This is a genomic window from Streptomyces sp. NBC_01142 (assembly GCF_026341125.1).
Taxonomy (GTDB): Bacteria; Actinomycetota; Actinomycetes; order Streptomycetales; family Streptomycetaceae; genus Streptomyces.
Window position 1 is genome coordinate 2,819,901 of record NZ_JAPEOR010000002.1, and the last position, 20,100, is coordinate 2,840,000.

At 69.0% G+C, this 20,100-nt stretch carries 15 protein-coding genes, 2 rRNA genes and 2 pseudogenes (1 of these 19 cut by a window edge); 13 read left to right on the top strand and 6 right to left on the bottom strand.

Annotated features, from left to right (window positions below; genetic code table 11):
• Window positions 1-79: 79 nt before the first annotated feature.
• Together OG883_RS30355 and OG883_RS30360 are read right to left on the bottom strand one after the other, a co-directional pair.
• Complete coding sequence (locus tag OG883_RS30355) at window positions 80-805, bottom strand: phosphatase PAP2 family protein (protein WP_266547384.1); 726 nt, start codon at window positions 803-805, stop codon at window positions 80-82.
• A gap of 245 nt (window positions 806-1,050) precedes the next feature.
• The gene (locus OG883_RS30360; RefSeq protein WP_266547386.1) at window positions 1,051-2,070 is read right to left on the bottom strand and encodes a bifunctional lytic transglycosylase/C40 family peptidase; all 1,020 of its coding nucleotides are present in this window, start codon (window positions 2,068-2,070) and stop codon (window positions 1,051-1,053) included.
• Between the two features lie 262 nt (window positions 2,071-2,332).
• On the opposite strand from OG883_RS30360, the gene OG883_RS30365 reads away from it, so the two are divergent.
• The gene (locus OG883_RS30365) at window positions 2,333-2,497 is read left to right on the top strand and encodes a hypothetical protein (protein WP_266547389.1); all 165 of its coding nucleotides are present in this window, start codon (window positions 2,333-2,335) and stop codon (window positions 2,495-2,497) included.
• Between the two features lie 117 nt (window positions 2,498-2,614).
• On the opposite strand, the gene OG883_RS30370 is transcribed toward OG883_RS30365, so the two are convergent.
• Window positions 2,615-3,559, bottom strand: coding sequence for an NAD(P)-dependent oxidoreductase (locus OG883_RS30370; protein WP_266547392.1), 945 nt, complete (start codon window positions 3,557-3,559; stop codon window positions 2,615-2,617).
• A gap of 99 nt (window positions 3,560-3,658) precedes the next feature.
• Here OG883_RS30370 and OG883_RS30375 point away from each other — a divergent pair, with 99 nt between their 5' ends.
• The 8 genes from OG883_RS30375 (at window position 3,659) to OG883_RS30410 (ending at window position 13,857) form a co-directional block, all read left to right on the top strand.
• A complete protein-coding gene (locus OG883_RS30375; RefSeq protein ID WP_266547394.1) occupies window positions 3,659-4,243 on the top strand; it encodes a TetR/AcrR family transcriptional regulator in 585 nt (194 codons plus the stop codon).
• 279 nt (window positions 4,244-4,522) lie between these two features.
• Window positions 4,523-4,831, top strand: coding sequence for a hypothetical protein (locus OG883_RS30380; protein WP_005315450.1), 309 nt, complete (start codon window positions 4,523-4,525; stop codon window positions 4,829-4,831).
• Between the two features lie 162 nt (window positions 4,832-4,993).
• A complete protein-coding gene (locus OG883_RS30385) occupies window positions 4,994-5,851 on the top strand; it encodes a hypothetical protein (protein WP_266547398.1) in 858 nt (285 codons plus the stop codon).
• A complete protein-coding gene (locus OG883_RS30390) occupies window positions 5,841-7,166 on the top strand; it encodes a hypothetical protein (protein ID WP_266547401.1) in 1,326 nt (441 codons plus the stop codon). The genes OG883_RS30385 and OG883_RS30390 overlap by 11 nt, the downstream gene beginning before the upstream one ends.
• A complete protein-coding gene (locus OG883_RS30395) occupies window positions 7,163-8,716 on the top strand; it encodes an SCO6880 family protein (RefSeq protein ID WP_266547404.1) in 1,554 nt (517 codons plus the stop codon). Before OG883_RS30390 ends, OG883_RS30395 begins: the two co-directional genes overlap by 4 nt.
• A gap of 18 nt (window positions 8,717-8,734) precedes the next feature.
• On the top strand, window positions 8,735-10,150 hold the full coding sequence (locus OG883_RS30400) for an ATP-binding protein (RefSeq protein ID WP_266547407.1): 1,416 nt from the start codon (window positions 8,735-8,737) through the stop codon (window positions 10,148-10,150).
• A 1-nt stretch (window position 10,151) separates the two neighbouring features.
• Window positions 10,152-12,137, top strand: a complete 1,986-nt coding sequence (locus OG883_RS30405) for a type IV secretory system conjugative DNA transfer family protein (RefSeq protein ID WP_266547409.1) — start codon at window positions 10,152-10,154, stop codon at window positions 12,135-12,137.
• A 133-nt stretch (window positions 12,138-12,270) separates the two neighbouring features.
• The gene (locus tag OG883_RS30410; RefSeq protein WP_266547412.1) at window positions 12,271-13,857 is read left to right on the top strand and encodes a hypothetical protein; all 1,587 of its coding nucleotides are present in this window, start codon (window positions 12,271-12,273) and stop codon (window positions 13,855-13,857) included.
• Between the two features lie 51 nt (window positions 13,858-13,908).
• On the opposite strand, the gene OG883_RS30415 is transcribed toward OG883_RS30410, so the two are convergent.
• Window positions 13,909-14,466: a GNAT family N-acetyltransferase gene (locus OG883_RS30415; protein WP_266547415.1), complete on the bottom strand. Its 558-nt coding sequence runs from the start codon at window positions 14,464-14,466 to the stop codon at window positions 13,909-13,911.
• A gap of 131 nt (window positions 14,467-14,597) precedes the next feature.
• Between OG883_RS30415 and OG883_RS30420 the strand changes: the two genes are divergently transcribed.
• From OG883_RS30420 to OG883_RS30435, 4 genes and pseudogenes are all read left to right on the top strand, one after another.
• The gene (locus tag OG883_RS30420) at window positions 14,598-15,539 is read left to right on the top strand and encodes an ATP-binding cassette domain-containing protein (protein ID WP_266547418.1); all 942 of its coding nucleotides are present in this window, start codon (window positions 14,598-14,600) and stop codon (window positions 15,537-15,539) included.
• A complete protein-coding gene (locus OG883_RS30425) occupies window positions 15,536-16,318 on the top strand; it encodes an ABC transporter permease (protein WP_266547421.1) in 783 nt (260 codons plus the stop codon). The genes OG883_RS30420 and OG883_RS30425 overlap by 4 nt, the downstream gene beginning before the upstream one ends.
• A gap of 25 nt (window positions 16,319-16,343) precedes the next feature.
• Window positions 16,344-17,591: pseudogene (locus OG883_RS30430) on the top strand (sensor histidine kinase); the annotation flags it as partial.
• Window positions 17,592-17,703: 112 nt separating this feature from the next.
• Window positions 17,704-18,214 (top strand): annotated as a pseudogene (locus tag OG883_RS30435) (response regulator transcription factor).
• Window positions 18,215-18,312: 98 nt separating this feature from the next.
• On the opposite strand, the gene rrf reads toward OG883_RS30435, so the two are convergent.
• Window positions 18,313-18,429: ribosomal RNA gene (gene rrf, locus OG883_RS30440) — 5S ribosomal RNA — on the bottom strand.
• A gap of 79 nt (window positions 18,430-18,508) precedes the next feature.
• Window positions 18,509-20,100 (bottom strand): 23S ribosomal RNA (locus tag OG883_RS30445); it runs 1,532 nt beyond the window's last position.

A 20,100-nucleotide genomic window follows, 5' to 3' on the forward strand; every position in this document is an offset into this window, starting at 1 on the left:
CGGCCCGGTACAGGCGCTGTAGCCCGCCCGGTACCCGTACCCGCATCTGCACGCGTACCCGCATCCCGGGGCCGTACGGTCAGGCCGCGAGGTCGTTCTCCCCGTTCCCGGCCCCCTCGGTCCTCGGCTCCGGGATGTCGAGCGTCTCGTGCCTTTCCGCATATCCGCCCGCCACCACCCGCCTTGACCGTACGAGGCGGCCGATCCGCCCCGACGCGGCGGCCGCCGACACCACCGGCGTCAGCAGGGCCAGCGCGAGGGGCGCGAGCAGCAGCGCCACCGCCGTACCGAGCGCGAATCCGCCCACGACGTCGGTCGGGTAGTGCACGCCCATGTAGACGCGGCAGAAGCCTTCGGCCAGCGCGAGCCCGATCGCGGCGAAGCCGAACTTCCGGTGCGCGACGAAGAGTCCGGCCCCGATCGCCATCGCCATCGTCGCGTGGTCGCTCACGAAGGAGTAGTCGGTCTTGCCGGCCACCAGGACCTCGAGCCCGTGATGGTCCAGGAACGGCCGTGGTCTCTCCACGAACCCGCGGATCGGGATGTTGACGAGCAGCGCGATCGCGGCACCCAGCGGCGCCCAGACCAGCCCGGCGACGGCCGCCACCGAGTCCTCGGTGGTCCCGCGCCGGCGCACGCTCCACCAGCACCAGAGCACCAGCAGCACCATCGCGAGCATGATTCCGTACTCGCCGATGAACTCCATGGTGCGGTCGAGCCACGGGGGCGCGTCCTTGGCGAGACCGTTGATGTCATAGAGCAGGCTGACGTCGGGGTTCGACCCATCCGCTGCGAGTCCAGCCATCTGCTGCCCCTTGCCTTGTTGCCTGGCGCGGCACACTTCCGTGTGCGCCGCCTCTACCAACCCCCGTGGTCAGTGCGGTGTCTGCTGCATGGTCAGTGCGGCTGTCCCTGTCCAGGGAACGGCCTATTCCCCGCGTACGTTCCACTCTCCACCGAATGATCACGATGACGTTATCGAAGAGTGACACATCGTCGCAGCTCAGAGGCTTGGCGCAGCGGAGAGTTCCGGCCATCGCCGACGCCCTGTCAGGCTTCCGGTCGGGCGGTGGGCAACGCCTTCGCGCCATCCTTGGTGACCCGCGTCGCACCGAAGTAGTCCGGGGTGTCGATCTTGTCGAAGCGGATCACGGCACCAGTGTACGGAGCGTTGATCATGTACCCGCCGCCGACGTAGAGACCGACGTGCCGGATCTCCCGCGAGTTGGTGAGGTCGTCCGAGAAGAAGACCAGATCGCCCGGGAGCAGCTCGTCGCGGGAGGGATGCTTGCCCGCGTTGTACTGGTCGTTCGCGACACGCGGCAGCTCGATCCCCACGGTGCGGTACGCGGCCTGGGTCAGCCCGGAACAGTCGAACCGCCCGCCCTGCTCGGGCGTTCCGTTGCCGCCCCACAGATACTTCGTACCGAGCCTCTGCTGCGCGAAGTAGATGGCCCCGGCGGCCTGCCGCGACGGCTCGACCCGGCCGACGGGCTTCGCGAAGCTCTTCTCCAGGGTGCGGATGACCTTCACATAGTTCTTCGTCTCCCGGTACGGAGGCACGCCGCCGTACTTGATGACGGCGTACGCGCCCGCGTTGTACGCGGCGAGCATGTTGTCGGTGGGGTCGCCGGGCGCCTTCTTGACGTATCCGGCCAGTTCACAGTCGTACGAGGCGGCGGACGGAATCGCGTCGGCCGGGTCCCATACGTCACGGTCACCGTCCTTGTCCCCGTCGACGCCGTGCGTGGCCCAGGTGCCGGGGATGAACTGCGCGATGCCCTGAGCGGCGGCGGGGCTCTGGGCCTTCGGGTTCCAGCCGCTCTCCTGGTAGAGCTGTGCGGCGAGCAGCGCGGGGTTGATGGCCGGGCAGAGATTGCCCCACTTCTGTACGAGCGGCTGATAGAGCGCCGGTACGGCACCCTTCACCAGACCGACCGCTCGTCCGCCGCCTCCGCTCGCTCCGCCGATCAGCCCCGCGGCCGCGGAGTAGGTCCCGACGACGAGCAGCGCGACGAAGCTCAGGCAGAGCCCGAAGCAGGCTCCCCCGACGAGCCACGCCTTACGCACCGTCAGCCACCCTTCGCCTCAAGGCAGTCCACCGTCAGACGTCAGACAGTGTAGGTGCGGGGCGGCGGGTTCAGGGGGTGGACGAGAGGGCGGACAAGGGGCGGACGAGGGGGCGGGGGCGCATCCGGCCCGAGAACGGACCCCCCGTCAAGTGGTCTGGACCAGGCATGACTACTGTGTGTCACGCAGCCAGGAAGGCTGAGGCGAGAACCCCACCGGCGACCACGGTGGGGCAAGCAACACAGCAACACAGGAGAAGCACGTGAAGAACCTGGCGAACACAGCCGGCGCGGAGAGCACACAAAACGGGGAGCGCAAGGCGTCACGCCGAAACGGCGACGCCGGAGGTACGGCGGCGACAGTGACGTTCATCGCACTCATCGCCATTGCCGTGGCTCTGCTCGGATACATGGTGACCCTGGCCTGACAAGCGGCTGTCGGGCAGGCGGCCACCCGACCCGGCCGAGCCCGGGGCCGAAATCCCCGGCCCGCTCGAACCGTCCGGCCGCCTGCCCTGCCACAACGACCCACCTCATGGGGACCGCTACGGCTTGCGCCCCACGGCGCCGCCCATCGCGACCTCCTCCGGCTCGGCCGCATCCACAGGACGCACCGCCTTGAGCAGCTCCACCAGGCTGGAGAAACTGTCCTCCGCGTGTCCGGCGTCCAGCCCTCGCCGGGCAAGCGCCGTGACCGCAGCCGGGATCGCCGTGTCGACGCCCGCGTCGGCCGCTGTACGAACCACGTGCTCCATGCTCGCGAGACCCATCGCCAGCCGGTCCACGTCCCCACGGTGGTCACCCGCGTCGATGCGCTCGGCATAGAGGTCCAGGAAGCTCCCGATCCCGCCGAGCGTGCTATTGGCGTACGGCAGGATGTCCGCCGCCGTCAGGCCATGCGCCTGCGCCATGGCGATCGCCTGCCAGTAACTCACCATGGACGTCCAGAACATGGCCATGCTGAGCTGGTAGAAGAGCGCGGCGAGCCCAGGATCCTCGCCCTTGTGGTCCGTACCGGTCAGCGCCTCCAGAGTCGTGCGGTGCGCGTCGAAGACCTCGCGCGGGCCGCTGTAGACGGTCGATGCGCCGGAGGTCCCGATCATGTACGGCGCGGCCATCACGCCACCCGTGAGCTGTACGGCTCCGCGCTCGGCGGCCCAGCGTGCCGCCGCCCTCGCCTTTTCGGGGGTGTCCGAGCTGAGATTGACCAGGACCCGGCCGGCCAGCACCTGCGGGTCGACGGAGCCGAGGATCGCGTACATCGCGTCGTAGTCCGTCAGGCTCAGCACCACCAGCTCGTGGGCGGCAAGCGCCTCTTCGATGCTGTCGGCCCGCACCGCACCGCGCGCCACGAGCGCGTCGGCACGACTCGCCGTGCGGTTCCAGACCGTGACGCCGTGCCCCCGGTCCAGGAACGCGTTCACCATGGCCTGCCCCATCGGCCCGAGCCCGATGACGGTCACCGACGGTTGGCTCACGTTGCTGCTCATGGGATCCCCTCGATTGACTAGAACGTTCTATCTAGAGCGAAGAAAACGTAACACAGCACTAGAACGAACGCTCTACTCACTGGGTATTAGGATCGCGGCATGCCGACCGACACCCCACGCCCGGGCACCCGCGACCGGATCGTCATCGCCGCCGCCCGCCTGCTGCAGCGCCAGGGGTACGTCGGCACAGGCATCAAACAGATCGCCAAGGAGGCGGAGGCCACGCTCGGCTCCGTCTACCACTTCTTCCCCGGCGGGAAGGAGGCCGTCGCGGTCGCGGCCATCACCTACAGCGGCAAGGAATTCGCGGCGACGTTGCACACGGCACTGGAGCTCGAGGACGACCCGGCCCGCGCCATCGAGGCCTGCGCCGGCGACCTCGCCCAGGGGCTGCGCGCATCGGGCTGGACCGACGGCTGCCCGGTCACGGCCGCGGCCCTGGAGACGCTCGGCACCGACTCCGAGATCCAGCAGGCCTGCGCCCGGGCACTGCAGAGCTGGCAGGACATGGTGTCCGACAAACTGCTCCGCTGCGGATTCCCCGCGGCCGTCGCGCGCGACCTGGCCTGCACGGTGATCAGCACCCTGGAGGGCGCGGAGGTGACCGCCCAGGTCAACCGCAGCGAGGAACCTCTCCTCCTGGCGGGCCGTCACCTGGCGCGCCTGGTGGGCTCGTACCGCTGAACGGCGGGGCGTCATGCATACGGCGGCCCCAAAGGTGGAACAACGACAGTCATTGCCCGGAGTCACCCTGCGTGATACACAGAGTTACCATAGGCATACCCGTACTGGTCCGGTCCGCGCCGTCGCAGGTCAGAACGGTGGGGTCGGTCAAACGTGCGGAGATCGGGTAAAGAGACCCGCCGAGTCGGCATACGCGGGCGATTTCATCAGCGAAGATAGAACGACAGCCCATGCCGAGGGGCAAGGGCACTGAACAACCCAACAGGGGCGGTGAGTTACATGATCCTGGCAGCCGAAAAGGGCGACATCACCACCATCATCGGCGGAATCGCCCCGAACTGGGGGCCGTTCGGGAGCCTGGGGAACGAGGCTCGAGTGATGATCGAGGTCGTGATGGCCATTGCCATCCTCCTCTGCCTCGGCATCGCGATCTGGGGCGCGGCCAAACAGCGCATCGGAGCAACGGCCCTGCGTGACACGTTCAGCGCAGAGCAGGGAAAGGGCCTGATCGTCGCCGGACTGACCGGCGTCTTCATCATCGGCTCACTGGGGACCTTGTTCACCATCGTGTACGGGATGGCCGTCTAGCCGCCCGCCAGTCCTCTCCGGGCGCGCCCGGCCCACCCTTTGAGGTTGCGTTTCCCTGATGTCGAGTCACCACACCGCGCCCGCGAGGCAAGCAGCACGACTACCGTCGTACTACGCGGCGTACTACGCGGAACTGCAACGGGTTGAGGGGGCGTACGCGAGATGAGCCTCGGTGACGAACACGGCTTCGGAAGCGAGTCGGGCGACCGCCGTTCGGACGACAGCTTCGGCGGCTCGGGCCAGACCCGCACCCGCCTGCCCGGCGGTGGCGACACCGACGTCTACGGCGGAGCGCGCCGCCCCGTGCGGAACTCGCGCTCCCTCATCACGGTGGTGGGCGTCGTGGTGCTGCTGATCGCGGCTATCGCATTCGCGAACCAGGGCGGGGGCGAGGAGGGCCCGTCGGGGGACGGGGCGAAGGGGACGGGGTCGCAACCGACGGCGGCGACGGGGGTGAAACCGGTGACGGGGAAGAACGGGCAGATTCCGACGGGGTACGCAAAGGATGAGCAGGGGGCGCAGAGCGCGGCGGCGAACTACGCGGTGGCGCTCGGTTCTGACGGCATGTTCAAGTCCGCGACCAGACGCGACATCGTGCAGACCGTTCACGATCCCGCCGTCACCGACGGCCTCCTGAGTGATCTGGACAAGGCCTACTCCGCAGACTTTCTGGCAAACGTCGGCCTGACCGGAGACGGCAGCGCGCCCGCCGGCCTGACCTTCGTTTCTCGTACCGTGCCCGTCGGCACGAAGACGACAAGTTTCGCCGGTGACAAGGCAACCGTCGAGGTCTGGTGCACCGGCCTCGTGGGGCTCGCGGGCCCGAAGTCCACCAAGCCCGTGACCGAGACCTGGTTCACGATCACCCAGAACCTGAAGTGGGTCGGCAACGACTGGAAGATCGGGTCGTCGAGCCAGAAGGAAGGCCCGACACCGGTCAACGGCGACAACCGCGCCTCCTCCGCAGACGAGATCGCGGGAGCTGTCCAGGGATACGGAGGCTTCACCTATGCCCGCTAGTCGGCACCCCCGTGCCCTCGCGATCACCGCCCTGGCCAGTCTTCCGACGTCAATCGTCCTGTTGGCATCGCGGTCCTCAGCGGCACCGACCCCTCCCCCGACGCCCAGCCCCAGCAAGAGCGACAACCCCTGCGACCTCATCGTCGGGCTCGCCAAGGACTACTGCGAGGACGGCGAAAAGGCCGGCGGCGCCCCCCGCTCCGGCCCCCCCGAGCCCGCCGACGCCCTCGACCCCCTCGCCTCCCTCGCCCGTGGCTGTGCCGACGCCGCCGCCTGGACCGTCGACACGCTCTCCAAGGCCGTGAAGTCCACCGCCACCGTCGACTTCACCAACACCGCCTTCCTCTCCCAGTACGCCATCGTCTTCGCCGCCGCCACCATCCTCACCCTCGTCCTCTGGCTCCTCGCCGTCACCAAGCGCGCCATCCGCGGCGTCCCCCTCACCACCGCCATCTCCGAAGCCATCGGCTTCCTCTGGCTCACCGTTCTCGCCTCCGCCTTCACCCCGCTGATCCTCTTCACCCTCGTCTCCGTGACCGACGGCGTCACCGAGGTCATCGCCGGCGGCACCAGCGGCCAGACGGAGATGTTCTTCGGGAACTTCTCCGGCGCCCTGAAGAAGGGCACCGACATCGGCGGCGGGCCGATCATGCTGATCGTCGTCTCGCTCGTCACGATCCTCGCCGCCGGCGTGCTCTACCTCGAGCTGTTCATCCGCGCCGTGCTCCTCTACGTCGGCGCCCTCCTCGGCGTCGTCGTCTACTCCGGACTCGTCGACAAGAACATGTGGGGGCACGTCCGCCGCTGGGCCGGGATCATGATCGCGATCATCCTGGTCAAGCCGGTGATCGTGATCGTCCTCGGACTCGCCGGCGCGCTCTCCGCCGGCAAGGGCCCCGACTCCTTCTCCGCGGTCGTCTCCGGCCTGGCGATCATCCTGCTCGCCATCTTCGCCTCCGCGATGATCTACCGTTTCGTCCCCGGCTTCGGCGACGAGATCGCCAACTCCCGCAACAACCGCCTCCAGAACGGCGCCGAGAACGCCGCGGCCGCCGTCATCAGCTCCCCCGCCGCCCTCGTCTCCCAAGGCATCAAGACCCACAGCAGCCGCGGAAACCAAGGCGGCGGCGGCAACAACAGCGGCAGCGGCCGCCCCTCCAACCCCCTCAGCGGAGGCGTCGCCGCGCACAGCAACCGCACCCCCGGAGGGGGCGGCGGAACTGCCCCCTCCGCCGCACCCCCACCGCGTAGCAGCAGTCCCACCAGCGGCACCCCGCACAGCAACCGCAAGAGCACAGGAGGTGGAGGGCGTTGACCACCCAGTCCCAACCGATCACGCCCCGCCGTACGTATCTCATCGGCCGTGCCCGGCCGAACGCGATCGTCGGCAAGAACCGCGAGACCGGCGAGATCGCGCTGATCATCGCCGGCGCGTTCCTCGGCATGATGAGCGGGCTGCTGGTCCCCGTCCTGTCCCTGCGGATCGTGCTGCTGATGGGCTTCCCGCTCCTCGCGCTCGCCGCCGTGTACGTCCCGTTCAAACACCGCACCTTCTACAAGTGGTACGAGATCAACCGCAGCTACAAGCGCACCCTGCGCAGCGGCACCCTCTACCGCTCCCCGGCCGCCGAAGCCGGCACCCGGTTCGACGGCCGGGAGATCGAGGTCGGCCCGCCCCCCGGCATCGGCCGGATCAACTGGCTCGCCGCGCCCTTCGGCCCGGACGAGATCGCCGTCCTGCTGCACGCCGACCGCCGCACCGTCACCGCCGCCATCGAGATCGAGGGCCCGGGCGTCGGACTGCGCGACAGCGAGGACCAGGAAGCCCTGGTGGACCGTTTCGGCACCCTGCTGAAGCATGTGGCCAACGGCGACGGCTTCGTGACACGCCTTCAGATGCTCGCCCGTACGCTCCCCGCCGACCCCGACGCACACGCCAAGGACGTCGCCCAGCGCGGCGACCAGCAGTCGCCCGGCTGGCTGCGCGAGTCGTACGACCAGCTTCAGTCGATGGTCTCCACCTCCAGCGAGCAGCACCGCGCCTACCTCGTCGCCTGTATGCACTACAGCCGCGAACTGGCGGCCGAAGCCCATGCCATGGCCCGCGCCGCCCGCCACACCGCCGGCACCAAGAAGCTCGACAAGGACGCGGGCCTCGCCGTCGTCATGGCGCGCGAACTCACCGACATCTGCGCCCGCCTCGCCGAGGCCGACATCCGCGTCCGCCAGCCGCTGGGCCAGGGCAGGCTCGCCTCCCTCGTCCACTCGATGTACGACCCCGACCACCCCATCGACCACATCCAGGCGATGACGAAACGGAACACCTGGCCCGCCGAGCTGGACGCCATGGAGGCGACGTACCTCCAGGCGAAAACCCGCGAGTCCTCCACCCGCGCGCCCTGGTGCCACTCCACCGCCTGGGTGAAGGAGTGGCCGATGACCCCGGTCGGCGTCAACTTCCTGGCACCGCTGCTCGTTCACACCCCCGACGTGATCCGTACGGTCGCGGTCTGCATGGACCTGGAGCCCACCGAGGTCGCCATCGAGAGGATGCTCACCGAGAAGACCAACGACGAGGCGGACGCGAGCCGCGCCGCCAAGATGAACCGGACGATCGACCCGCGCGACATCGCCGCGCACGGACGGCTCGACCAGCGGGGTGAAGATCTCGCGAGCGGTGCGGCGGGGGTCAACCTTGTCGGGTACATCACTGTGTCGGCGCGTTCGCCCGAAGCCCTGGCCCGGGACAAGCGCACGATCAGGGCCTCGGCCGGCAAGTCCTATCTGAAGCTGGAGTGGTGCGACCGCGAGCACCACCGTGCCTTTGTGAACACCTTGCCGTTCGCGACCGGCATCCGACGCTGAACGAGAGGGCAGTCCGCCATGCGAGATCCGCTGTCCGTCTTCACGGATGCCTTCACCTCCTTCCTCTTCGGGAAGGTGGAGACGACGCGCCTTCCCGTCCGTACGTCCACGGGGCAGGCGCAGGCCGTCTACCTCCCCACCGCCGCGCCGGGCCTCGGCGACTCGGGCGTCATCATCGGCCGCGAGGTGTACAGCGGCAAGGGCTACATCTACGACCCGTTCCAGCTGTACGGCCAGCAGCTCCCGGCCCCCCACTGGCTGGTGCTCGGCGAGTCGGGCAACGGCAAGTCGGCGCTGGAGAAGACGTACGTCCTCCGGCAGTTGCGCTTCAGGGACCGCCAGGTGGTGGTGCTGGACGCGCAGGGCGAGGACGGCGTCGGCGAGTGGAACCTCATCGCGCAGGAGCTGGGAATAACCCCCATCCGGCTCGACCCCATGACGGCGCTGGACGGCGGCATCCGACTCAACCCACTGGACCCGTCGATCACCACGACCGGCCAGCTGGCTCTGCTCCGTACGATCATCGAGGTCGCGATGGGGCACGGGCTCGACGAGCGGTCCGGCTTCGCGCTGAAGGTGGCGCACGCGTACGTCAACGAGACGATCCTCGACCGGCAGCCGGTGCTCACCGACATCGTGGACCAGCTGCGGCACCCGGAGCCGGAGTCCGCCGAGGCGATGAACGTCGACATCGACGACGTACGGGCGTGGGGCCTGGATGTCGCGCTGGTGCTGGACCGGCTGGTCGACGGTGACCTGCGGGGCATGTTCGACGGTCCGACGACGGTCGGGATCGACCTGGACGCGCCGCTGATCGTCTTCGACCTGTCGCACATCGACCGGAACTCCATCGCGATGCCGATCCTGATGGCGATCGTGGGGGTGTGGCTGGAGCACACCTGGATCCGTCCCGACCGAAAGAAACGCATCTTCCTGGTGGAAGAGGCATGGCACATCATCAACAGCCCCTTCGTCGCCCAGCTCTTCCAGCGGCTGCTGAAGTTCGGCCGCCGGCTGGGTCTGTCGTTCGTCGCGGTCGTCCACCACCTGAGCGATGTGGTCGACGGGGCGGCGGCGCGGGAAGCTGCGGCGATCCTGAAAATGGCGTCGACACGGACGATCTACGCACAGAAGGCGGACGAGGCCCGGGCGACGGGACGGGTGCTCGGCCTGCCGCGCTGGGCTGTGGAGATCATCCCTACGCTCACCCCCGGCATCGCGGTCTGGGACGTCAACGGCAACGTCCAAGTGGTCAAACACCTGGTGACGGAGGCGGAGCGACCACTGGTCTTCACCGACCGGGCGATGACGGAGTCGTCCGGACCTGCGCTGCCCGAGGACGTAGCGGCCGCGGAGTGGGAGGCGGAGGAGCGCGCGGCCCTGATCGAGCGGCAGAAGATGGACGCGGAGTCCTCCGAGTCGACGGTGGCGTGACATGCGCGAACGTCACAACCGTCACGACCGCCGCCCTCAGCGGGACGACGAGCGCGGCATCCCTGACGGCCTGTTGGTGGGGCTGCTCGGCTTCGTACTCGGACTGACGCTGCTCGTCTGGACGGCCACGGGGCTGGCAGGCGTGCTGTCGCACGGCGCCTGGCCGGCGGGGGTCACGTTCGGCAACACGCCGCCCGCGATGCGCGCGCTCGCGTCCGAGCCCCACGACCTCGCGTCCGCCTGGCCGAACACACCCAAGGCAGAACTGTCGGGGTACGGGCTGTTCTGGGGCCTGGCCATCGGCGAGTTGATGGTCCTGGTGGTCCTCACGGTATTCGTCCTGGGCACCCTGGCACGCTGGCGCGCGGTCCGGGCCCGCGCCGGCGCCCATGTCCCAACCGAGGCCCGGGAGAGCCTGCACACGAAGCGGGAGAGCCTGCGTACGAAGAAGGGGGCGCCCGGCCGGAACCGCCGCGCCCCCGCCCGTCCGCGCACGGAGCAGCGGGCGGCCGAGTGGGACTTCCCCACCGCCCCCGAGCCCGGCACCACGGCCGACCGGGACGCAGCCACGGGCATGAGTGCGGGCGCGGGCGCGGACGGCGGGTACCGCTCAGAAGGACGCCGCCCCGGCCACCCACAGGACGCCGCCCCGGACCCGGCGCACACGGGTGACAGCCCCCGCCAACCCCGGACGGCCGACCACGGGGCGAGCGAGCGGGACCGCCACGACGCCTACGGGCCGAGCATCTCCGCAGGCCCCCACCCCCTCGGAGAGCCCCTCGCCGAACAGGGAGCGAGCGGGTGGGACCTGAACGACACCCACGGGTCCGTGCACCCCGCGGACCCGGCCCACCCCGGCCCGTACACCGCGCCCGCAGGCCACCCGCAGCTCGCCGACCGCGGAGCAGGGCGGGGCCTCCACAGCGCCCACGGCGCCCACAGACCCGCCACCCACGGACCCGGCACCCACGCGGACTCCGCCACCGCAGGCCCCCACCCCCTCGCCGGACAAGGGGCGAGCGCGCGGGACCCCCTCGGCTCCCATCCCGCCGTCCCCGCCCCCCGCGCCCCCCGTGTCCTCTACGGCGACCCCGCCACCCGCCGCCCCGCCACCGTCCAGGCCGTCCTGGACGCCGAAGGACCCGCGCTCGTCGTCACCTCCGACCCCACGGTGTGGGCGGAGACCAAGGACGCGCGGGCCAAGCTCGGGCCCGTCCTCGTGTACGACCCCGGGCATCTGTGCGACACCCCCGCCCGCCTCCACTGGTCGCCCACCGCGCACTGCGAGGACCCCGCCAGGGCCCAGGAACGCGCCCACGCCCTCCTCGCGCCCGTACGGCCCCGCGCCCTCCTCGACGCCGCCATGGCGGACACGGCGGAAACACTCCTCCATTGCTGGCTGCACGCCGCGGCCGTGGACGGGCGTCCGTTCAAGCAGCTCCACCGCTGGGCGCAGGGCGGCAGTGCCCATGACGCCGTACGGATCCTCCGTACGCACCCCAAGGCCACCGCCGGACTCGCCGGGCTGCTCGAGTCCGCCCTCACCGCGCACCCCGAACGCCGCGAAATCGCTCAGCAGTTGGTGGTCCGCGCGCTCTCCGCGCTCTCCTCGGTCCACATCCGTGAGGCGTGCACCCCGAACCGAACCGATTCGCTCATCCTGGAATCATTCGTGAACGAAGGGGGCACGCTTTATGTGGTCGGTGAACCCATCGAGGACCCCAGGGCGCACCCCGGGGCGATGCCCCTGCTCACCGCACTCGCCTCAGACGTGGTCGAGCGCGGCCGCCGCATGGCCGCACGGTCATCCGACGGTCGCCTCGACCCACCAATGACGCTCGTCCTCGACGACGTCGCGGCCGTGGCTCCCCTCCCCCGTCTCCCGGAGCTGCTGGCAACCGGTCAGGACCACGGCCTGCCGGCCCTCGTCCTGCTCCGTTCCGCGGAACAGGCGCGCGCCCGCTGGAGCGAGGCACTCAACCAGTAGCCGGGGGTGGTGCCAGCGACACCCCCCAACCTGCCTGCTACGCCCACTGACCCGCGCCCCCCGGCACGGCAGAGTCATAGCCAAGCCCAGCGACGAAGCCCCGCTCGGCACTACGACTCAGGGGGTCCCGCCCATGCCTACTCGACGTCAAGTCCTCGGTACCGCAGCCGCACTGACCGGCACGGCGCTCGTCGGCGGGACGCCCACCCCCGCGACCGCGACCGCGACAGCCACCGCAACGGCGACCGGGACCGCCACCGCAACGGCGACCGCGACCGGGACCGGGACCACCACTCCCCACCCCGACGCGCTCCTCGCCCTCACCCACGCCACGCTCGTCGAGGGCGCGCGCACCCTCCCCGGCCAGACCCTCCTCGTCCGCGCCGGCCGTATCGTCCGCTCCGGCAGCAGCGCGGAGGTCGTGGTCCCGCGCAGCGCACGGACCGTCGATCTGCGCGGCAAGTACGTCATCCCCGGCCTGGTCGAGTCCCACGTCCACACCTCGGGCCCCGAAGAGGTCCTCGCACCGCTCTTCCCGCTGACCGGCGTCACGTCCGTACGGGAGATGTGGGGCACGCCCGAGCACCACGCGTGGCGGCAGCGGGTCACCAGCGGCAAACTCCTCGGCCCCCGCTGGGTGATCGCCGGCCCGCTCGTCGACGGCCCGCCCACCCTCTTCACGCAGGACACCGGCAACGCGGTGATCGAGGTGCGCGACGAGGCCTCGGCCCGCCGCGCCGTACGACAGGTCAAGCGGGCCGGCGCGGACTTCGTCAAGGTCTACTCCCGCCTCTCGCGCCCCGCCTACCTCGCCCTCGCGGACGAGGCCCGCCGGCAGGGCATCCGGTTCGCGGGCCACTGCCCGGACTCCATGACCATCGCGGAGTGCAGCGACGCCGGGCAGCAGACCATCGAGCATCTGCACGCGCTCCTGCTGGCGACCTCCTCGAAGGAGAAGGAGATCCGCCGCCGCCTCGCGGACGTACGGCTCGACCCGAACGAGCCCTCCAGCCTGGCCCGCTACAACTCCTGGTTCCGCCAGGTGCACGAGCTGGAGTACGAAGCCGTACGCAGCTACGACCCCGGCCGGGCCCGCGCCCTCTTCGACCGCCTCGCCGCCAACGGCACCCGTGTCGTGCCGACCCTGTCGGTCCACCACACCCTGGAGCGCCCGGACGAGCTCCCGGCCACGCAGGAGGGGACGGCTCAGTCGCAGTACCTGCCGTCCTGGATGGTGAAGAGCTGGCCGGTCACATGGGAGGCCCTGATCGGCGGCCGCACCCCTCGCGAGGCGACCCGTATCCGGCAGATCTACGCGCACCGGCTGCGTCTGGTCGCGGAACTGCACGGCGCGGGCGTGGAGTTGCTGGCAGGCACCGACAGCGGCACCGGCTATCTCGTGCCCGGCTTCTCGCTCCATGACGAGATGGCGCTGCTCGCCGGGGCCGGCCTGCCCGCCCACCGGGTGCTGGAGTCCGCGACGACCGCGCCCTCCCGGATGCTGGGACTCGACGACCGCAGGGCCGATCTGGTGGTGCTGGACGCGAACCCGCTCACCGACATCCGGCACACTCGCCGTATCGACTCGGTGGTCGTCGCCGGCCGCTATATCGACCGGACGGAGCGCGGGCGGCTGCTGGCGCAGGTCAAGAAGGCCGCGGCGGCGAGCCGGCCGCCCGCCGGCGCCGCCACCGCAACCGGCCTCCGCCCCTGCTGCTAGCCACCCGCCTCTTGCCCACGCCCGCGCACACGGCTTCGCCGGCACGCCGCCCTAGCGCAGAACCTCCATCTCCCGTTCCCATGCCGTGGGATCCCCCGGCATGGGAACCGCATCACCGCTCGGCAGGAACCCGATGCGCCGGTAGAAGGCGGCCGCACGCGCATTGCGCTCGTGCACATACAGCCGCACCCGCTGGATACGCGGCCCCTCCAGCGCCCAGGACCACTCCAGGGCCGCCTCGAACAGCCCCTCCGCCACACCCGCGCCGCGCGCCTCGGGCCGTACGAACACCCCGACCACATGCGTCTGGTCCATCTTCGCCGCCTCACCGAACCGCACCTCCCCGGCCGGCCGCTCGACCAGTACGGTGAGCGTCCCCACCCACTGCCCGTCCGGGGCATCCGGGCTCTCGGCGATGAACTGGCGCGACACAACCCCCTCAGCGGCCGCCGAGGTCCGGTCCTGCCAGAACGGATCGGGCTTCTCGACGGCCTGCTCGTACGTCTCCAGGAAGGCAAGCGGCGCGGCCGGATCCCGCAGGGCGGCAAGCCGGATCTCCCGGGCCTTCGCCCACTCCTCGGCGCGCACGGCGCGGATGACATAGTCCATTCGCCGATACTGACCCGGACCCCATCCCTGAGCAACGCGGTTTGGCCGTCGTACCCCGGTACTACTCGCCGTACCCCGCTCCCGCCCCCGGTCGGATGTCCCGCCGCCGCCCGCTCCGTAGCGTCGAAGACATGATCAAGCCACCCGGAATCGAAGCAGCCGGACTCACCAAGCGGTACGGCGACAAGACCGTCGTCCAGGACCTGAGCTTCACCGTCAGGCCCGGCACTGTCACCGGCTTCCTCGGCCCGAACGGTGCCGGGAAGTCCACCACCATGCGGATGCTGCTCGGCCTGGACGCGCCGACCCGCGGCCACTCCACCATCGGCGGCCGCGCGTACGTCACCCATGCCGCGCCGCTGCACCAGGTGGGCGCGCTCCTCGAGGCCCGCTCCGTCCACCCGGGCCGTTCCGCCCACCATCATCTGATGGCGCTGGCCCACACCCACGGCATCCCCAAGAGCCGCGTCCTGCGCGTCCTGGACCTCGCCGGGATCAGCCAGGTGGCGGGCAGGCGGGTGAAGGGCTTCTCGCTCGGCATGGGCCAGCGGCTCGGCATCGCCGCCGCCCTGCTGGGCGACCCGGCCACCGTCATCCTCGACGAGCCCGTCAACGGCCTCGACCCCGAGGGCGTGCTGTGGATCCGAAACCTCCTCAAGTCCCTTGCCGCGGAAGGCCGTACGGTCCTCGTCTCCTCCCACCTCATGAGCGAGATGGCACTCACCGCGGACCACTTGGTCATCATCGGCCGCGGCCGACTGCTTGCCGACACCACGGTTTCGGACTTCGTACGCGAATCCGGCGCCGCGGCGGTCAAGGTCGTCACCCCCGAGGCGGGCCTGCTGGCCGAGCTCCTCGCCGGCCCCGGCATCGAGATCGCCGGCGGCCCGCCGGGCACCCTCGAAGTCCGAGGCACCAACAGCGAGCACATCGGCCGCACCGCCGCCGCCCACGCCATCCCGCTCCATGAACTCACCCCGCACACCGCCTCGCTGGAGCAGGCCTTCATGGACCTGACCCGCGACACGGTCCAGTACCGGGCCACCGCGGCCCTGACGGGAGCAGCGACATGAGCACCCCGGTCATCCCCACGGCCTACCGTGTGACGCCCGCCCGGGTCATGCGCTCCGAATGGCACAAGTTGTGGTCGCTGCGCTCGACCTGGATCACGCTGATCTCCGCGTACATGCTGATCCTCGGCATCGGCATCCTGATGGGCACCACCTACGACGGCGACGACTCCGACGTCGACACCATCACCCTGGTCCTGCTCGGCACCCAGCTCGCACAGATCTTCCTCGCGGTGCTCGGCATCCTGGTCACCGCCGGCGAGTACTCAACAGGCATGATCCGGGCGTCCCTCATGGCGGTGCCCCGCAGGCTGCCGGTGCTCTGGTCCAAGGCGGCGGTCTTCGGCGCCCTCGTGTTCGGGCTGTCCCTCGTGACGGTCTTCGCCACGTTCCTCATCGCGCAGATCTTCCTGGCGGGCACGGAACAGGCCCGCTCCCTGGGTGATCCCGGCATCGCACGGGCGCTGTTCGGCAGCGCGGCCGCCCTCACTCTGCTGGGTCTGCTGGCCCTGGGCCTCGGAGCGCTGGTGCGGTCGGTGCCCGGCGCCATCGGCGCCTACATCGGCGGCGTACTGATCCTGCCCGAGGTGCTGGCCATGCTGCCGTACGACGCCGTGAGCACCGCCATGAGGTACTTCCCCACCAAGGCGGTCGAGGCGCTCACCACCTCCCAGCAGCTGCCGGGCACCGCCTCGCCGGGTGCGGCGCTGCTCGCCCTGATTCTCTGGGCGGCGGCAGCGGTGGGCGCGGCCGGGCTGCTGCTCAAACGACGCGACGTATGACCCGCTCCCGTACGAGGATGGCCACGTGACGCACGAGTCTGAGGAGAGCCGGGGCGCCCCGGACCAGGACTGGTCCGCGGGCGCCCCGCCGCTCACCCGGTACATCCAGGGCCGCCTCCAGCGCATACGCACCTTCGACCGGCGCCGCCCGCTGGTCTGGGACGTACTGCTGACCGGCTTCTATGTGACGGTCGCGGGCATCGACCTCACCAGCGGCGGCTGGCGCAACATCACGCAGAACCCGAATGCGCCGACCTGGCTGCTGGCCGTGCTGACCGTCGGCTTCACCGTGCCGCTGCTGTGGCGGCGTACGCACCCGTTCGCCGTCTTCCTCGTCATGGCCCCGCTCGCGGTGGTCAACAGCGGGACCGGCGCCGTCCTGCAGGCTGCTCTGATCCAGCTGCTGGTCGTGTTCCATGTCGCGCTGCGGCTGCCGCTGAAGGTACTGGCCTGGACTGTGGGGCTGGCTGCCGTGCCGCTGATCGTGGGTGCGGTGCGCCATCCGCAGGGCAGTTGGGACCAGCAGATCATCCCGACGATGTGGTCGGCCGTGATCGCCTCGCTGCTGGGCATCGCGGTCCGTACGCGCAGGGAGTACACCGCCTCCCTGGTGGAGCGTGCCCGCCAGCTCGAGGTCGAGCGCGACCAGCAGGCCCGGCTCGCCGCGGCCGCCGAACGCACCCGTATCGCCAGGGAGATGCACGACATCATCGGCCACAACCTGTCGGTGATCACGGGCCTGGCGGACGGCGGCACCTACGCGGCGGCCAAGAACCCCGAGCGCGCCGGACAGGCTCTCGACGCCATCGCCACCACCAGCCGGCAGGCCCTCTCCGAACTGCGCCGACTGCTGGGGGTCCTGCGCGAGGACTCCCCGACAGCCGAACTCGCCCCGCAGCCTTCGCTCTCCGACCTCGACCAGTTGGTGGAGGGAGTGGACGCGGCGGGCCTGCCGGTCCGTATGACGGTCACGGGCAGCCCGGATTCGGTGCCGGCCGGGATGCAGCTCACCGTCTACCGGGTTGTTCAGGAGGCATTGACGAACACCCTGAAGCACGGGGGCCGGCCGGCGACCGCGGAGGTGGAAGTGGCGTACGCACAGGAGGGGGTAACGGTGACGGTCACGGACACGGGGACCGGCAGAACGGAAGGTGCGAACCGTGGCGTCGAAGGCCGCGGCATCACCGGCATGCGGGAGCGAACGGCCCTGTACGACGGGACACTTGAGGCCGGTCCGCTGCCGGTGCCGGCCGTCGGCTGGCGCGTCCATATGATCTGCCGCACTCGCCTCTCCCGCCCCTGTCACACCTACCGCCTCTCTCACATCTGCCACATCCCCCGCACCATCCCTCGCACCCCTCGCCTCTGCCGGAGGGCACCACCCCGTGACGACCGTACTGATCGTCGACGACCAGCCGATGCAGCGTTTCGGCTTCCGCATGCTGCTCGAGAGCCAGGACGACATGGAGCTCCTCGGCGAGGCCGCGGACGGCGCCGAGGCGGTGCGTCTGGTGTCCCGGCTCCACCCGGACGTGGTCCTGATGGACGTCCGTATGCCGGGCCTGGACGGCAATCCGTGCGGTGGCGAGCGGCGACGCGGTGGTCGCGCCGAGCCTCACGCGTCGTCTCCTCGACATGTACGCCCATCATCTGCCGATCGCCCCGGACGCGCCCCTGTCCCCCGATCCACGGCTGGCAGGTCTCACCGAACGCGAACGGGAAATCCTCACCGTCATCGGCCAGGGCTGGACGAACACCGAGATCGCGTCCCGTCTCCACCTCGCCGAATCGACAGTGAAGACGCACGTCAGCAGAATCCTGTCGAAGACGGGCGCCAGGGACAGAGTGCAGGCAGTGATTCTGGCGTACGACGCCCGGCTGGTGAACCCGGCATGAGATGAAATCGACCATCGCCTGCCGGAATGGGCCACAGAATTGCCCCTGAACGCAGAAAAGCCCCGCACCATAAGGTGCGGGGCTTTCCCACAATGATTGTTCGGCGGCGTCCTACTCTCCCACAGGGTCCCCCCTGCAGTACCATCGGCGCTGAAAGGCTTAGCTTCCGGGTTCGGAATGTAACCGGGCGTTTCCCTAACGCAATGACCACCGAAACTCTATGAAATTCTGACCGGAGCAACAGCTACAAATACGGTCGTTACTTCAGAACTGACACAGTGGACGCGAGCAACTGAGGACAAGCCCTCGGCCTATTAGTACCAGTCAGCTTCACCGGTTGCCCGGCTTCCACATCTGGCCTATCAACCCAGTCGTCTACTGGGAGCCTTACCCTCTCTAGGAGGTGGGAGTCCTCATCTCGAAGCAGGCTTCCCGCTTAGATGCTTTCAGCGGTTATCCTTTCCGAACGTAGCCAACCAGCCATGCCCTTGGCAGGACAACTGGCACACCAGAGGTTCGTCCGTCCCGGTCCTCTCGTACTAGGGACAGCCCTTCTCAAGACTCCTGCGCGCGCAGCGGATAGGGACCGAACTGTCTCACGACGTTCTAAACCCAGCTCGCGTACCGCTTTAATGGGCGAACAGCCCAACCCTTGGGACCGACTCCAGCCCCAGGATGCGACGAGCCGACATCGAGGTGCCAAACCATCCCGTCGATATGGACTCTTGGGGAAGATCAGCCTGTTATCCCCGGGGTACCTTTTATCCGTTGAGCGACGGCGCTTCCACAAGCCACCGCCGGATCACTAGTCCCGACTTTCGTCCCTGCTCGACCCGTCGGTCTCACAGTCAAGCTCCCTTGTGCACTTACACTCAACACCTGATTGCCAACCAGGCTGAGGGAACCTTTGGGCGCCTCCGTTACTCTTTAGGAGGCAACCGCCCCAGTTAAACTACCCATCAGACACTGTCCCTGATCCGGATCACGGACCCAGGTTAGACATCCAGCACGACCAGAGTGGTATTTCAACGATGACTCCCCCTGAACTGGCGTCCAGAGTTCACAGTCTCCCACCTATCCTACACAAGCCGAACCGAACACCAATATCAAACTGTAGTAAAGGTCCCGGGGTCTTTCCGTCCTGCTGCGCGAAACGAGCATCTTTACTCGTAGTGCAATTTCACCGGGCCTATGGTTGAGACAGTCGAGAAGTCGTTACGCCATTCGTGCAGGTCGGAACTTACCCGACAAGGAATTTCGCTACCTTAGGATGGTTATAGTTACCACCGCCGTTTACTGGCGCTTAAGTTCTCAGCTTCGCCACACCGAAATGTGACTAACCGGTCCCCTTAACGTTCCAGCACCGGGCAGGCGTCAGTCCGTATACATCGCCTTACGGCTTCGCACGGACCTGTGTTTTTAGTAAACAGTCGCTTCTCGCTGGTCTCTGCGGCCACCCCCAGCTCAAGGAGCAAGTCCTCTCACCAGTGATGGCCCCCCTTCTCCCGAAGTTACGGGGGCATTTTGCCGAGTTCCTTAACCATAGTTCACCCGAACGCCTCGGTATTCTCTACCTGACCACCTGAGTCGGTTTAGGGTACGGGCCGCCATGAAACTCGCTAGAGGCTTTTCTCGACAGCATAGGATCATCCACTTCACCACAATCGGCTCGGCATCAGGTCTCAGCCTTAATGTGTGACGGATTTGCCTATCACACGGCCTACACCCTTACCCCGGGACAACCACCGCCCGGGCTGGACTACCTTCCTGCGTCACCCCATCGCTTACCTACTACCACCTTGGACCGGCGGCTCCACCACTCCCCTTTGCCCGAAGGCTCCAGGGCGGCTTCACGGCCTTAGCATTAATGGGCTCGATATTGGGCG